The sequence below is a fragment of the Thiothrix lacustris DSM 21227 genome (assembly GCF_000621325.1).
Classification (GTDB): domain Bacteria; phylum Pseudomonadota; class Gammaproteobacteria; order Thiotrichales; family Thiotrichaceae; genus Thiothrix; species Thiothrix lacustris.
The window spans coordinates 1-3,038 of the sequence record NZ_JHYQ01000052.1 but is presented as its reverse complement, the minus strand read 5'-3'; the positions used below and the strand labels follow the sequence as shown (position 1 = coordinate 3,038).

Sequence of the window (3,038 nt, the reverse complement as noted above, 5' to 3'; positions counted from 1 at the left end):
ACAACGGTAGCCCTAAAAGTCACCGTAAAGCAGTTTTGCTCAAAAAGTAAAAACTGTTTTGCACTGGCTTTTGTCGGTTCAACCTACGTCAATAGGTCGTTCTTTAACAACATGGAAAAATATCAAGGCGAGAAATATATTACTGAGAAGAATTATATATCTCAAGATTGATCGTTACGAGTAATAGACACTCTGTAGCCCGAGTTTACCGCACAAAAGGTAGTAGACTATTTCGGGTTATAGAATCAAGTGACTAAGCGTACACGGTGGATGCCTTGGCAGTCAGAGGCGATGAAGGACGTTATAGCATGCGATAAGCCCCGGTTAGTTTGCAAATAAACTGTGATCCGAGGATTTCCGAATGGGGAAACCCACCACTTTTGTGGTATCCCGTAAGGGAGGCGAACGCAGGGAACTGAAACATCTAAGTACCTGTAGGAAAAGAAATCAACCGAGATTCCCCTAGTAGCGGCGAGCGAACGGGGACCAGCCGAATCTTTTAGTGTTAGTGGAATGGTATGGAAAGGCCAGCGATACCGGGTGATAGCCCCGTACACGAAAATGCTTTAAGGACATATTAAGTAGGGCGGGACACGTGAAATCCTGTCTGAAGATGGGGGGACCATCCTCCAAGGCTAAATACTACTGACTGACCGATAGTGAACCAGTACCGTGAGGGAAAGGCGAAAAGAACCCTGGTGAAGGGAGTGAAATAGAACCTGAAACCGTGTACGTACAAGCAGTGGGAGCCCTTCGGGGTGACTGCGTACCTTTTGTATAATGGGTCAGCGACTTACTTTCAGTGGCAAGCTTAACCGATAGGGGAGGCGTAGCGAAAGCGAGTCTGAACAGGGCGTTCAGTCGCTGGGAGTAGACCCGAAACCGAGCGATCTATCCATGGCCAGGTTGAAGGTGTAGTAACATACACTGGAGGACCGAACCCACTACCGTTGAAAAGTTAGGGGATGAGCTGTGGATAGGAGTGAAAGGCTAATCAAGCTCGGAGATAGCTGGTTCTCCTCGAAAGCTATTTAGGTAGCGCCTCGTGTATCACTCCTAGGGGTAGAGCACTGTTATGGCTAGGGGGCCCTGACCGGCTTACCAACCCATTGCAAACTCCGAATACTAGGAAGTGCGAGCACGGGAGACAGACAGCGGGTGCTAACGTCCGTTGTCAAAAGGGAAACAACCCAGACCGCCAGCTAAGGTCCCCAAATTGTGGCTCAGTGGGAAACGATGTGGGAAGGCACAGACAGCCAGGAGGTTGGCTTAGAAGCAGCCATCCTTTAAAGAAAGCGTAATAGCTCACTGGTCGAGTCGGCCTGCGCGGAAGATTCAACGGGGCTTAAGCCACATACCGAAGCTGCGGACTTGAAGCAATTCAAGTGGTAGAGGAGCGTTCTGTACGCCTGTGAAGGTGAACTGGGAAGTTTGCTGGAGGTATCAGAAGTGCGAATGCTGACATAAGTAACGACAAGACGGGTGAAAAACCCGTCCGCCGAAAACCCAAGGTTTCCTGCGCAACGTTAATCGGCGCAGGGTTAGTCGGCCCCTAAGGCGAGGCAGAAATGCGTAGTCGATGGGAAACAGGTCAATATTCCTGTACCGACACTAACTGCGATGGGAGGACGGAGAAGGCTAGGCCAGCAACCTATTGGATGGTTGTTTAAGCGTTTAGGTGGGGTTCTTAGGCAAATCCGGGAACCCATTCAACACTGAGGCGTGATGACGAGGCACTACGGTGCTGAAGTGGATGATGCCATGCTTCCAAGAAAAGTCCCTAAGCTTCAGGTTAGTGTTGACCGTACCCCAAACCGACACAGGTGGGTAGGATGAGAATTCCAAGGCGCTTGAGAGAACTCGGATGAAGGAACTAGGCAAAATGGTACCGTAACTTCGGGAGAAGGTACGCCCACGCAAGTGGGCCGCAGAGACCAGGCCGCTGCGACTGTTTATCAAAAACACAGCACTCTGCAAACTCGAAAGAGGACGTATAGGGTGTGACGCCTGCCCGGTGCCGGAAGGTTAATTGATGGGGTTAGCGCAAGCGAAGCTCTTGATCGAAGCCCCGGTAAACGGCGGCCGTAACTATAACGGTCCTAAGGTAGCGAAATTCCTTGTCGGGTAAGTTCCGACCTGCACGAATGGCGTAACGATGGCGGCACTGTCTCCATCCGAGACTCAGTGAAATTGAAATCGCTGTGAAGATGCAGTGTACCCGCGGCTAGACGGAAAGACCCCGTGAACCTTTACTATAGCTTTGTATTGAACTTTGAACCTACTTGTGTAGGATAGGTGGGAGACTATGAAACTGGAACGCTAGTTCTGGTGGAGTCGTCCTTGAAATACCACCCTGGTATGTTCGGAGTTCTAACCCAGGCATCACAATGCCGGGGACAATACATGGTGGGTAGTTTGACTGGGGCGGTCTCCTCCTAAAGAGTAACGGAGGAGCGCGAAGGTGTGCTAATCACGGTCGGAAATCGTGAGGTTTGTGTAAAGGCATAAGCACGCTTGACTGCGAGACAGACAAGTCGAGCAGGTACGAAAGTAGGTCTTAGTGATCCGGTGGCTCTGAATGGAAGGGCCATCGCTCAACGGATAAAAGGTACTCCGGGGATAACAGGCTGATTCCTCCCAAGAGTCCATATCGACGGGGGAGTTTGGCACCTCGATGTCGGCTCATCACATCCTGGGGCTGAAGCAGGTCCCAAGGGTATGGCTGTTCGCCATTTAAAGTGGTACGCGAGCTGGGTTCAGAACGTCGTGAGACAGTTCGGTCCCTATCTGCCGTGGGCGTTGGAGATTTGAGGGAAGCTGACCTTAGTACGAGAGGACCGGGTTGGACGAACCTCTGGTGTTCCTGTTGTCACGCCAGTGGCATTGCAGGGTAGCTATGTTCGGACGGGATAACCGCTGAAAGCATCTAAGCGGGAAGCCCCTCCCAAGATGAGATCTCCCTGACCCCTTGAGGGTCCTAAAGGGCCGTTGGAGACTACGACGTTGATAGGCTGGGTGTGGAAGTGCAGTAATGTATG

Annotated in this window: 1 rRNA gene; it reads left to right on the top strand. The window is 51.3% G+C overall.

The annotated features are described in order from the left end of the window. Positions 1-243: 243 nt before the first annotated feature. Positions 244-3,038, top strand: a 23S ribosomal RNA gene (locus tag Q394_RS0116680); the annotation flags it as partial.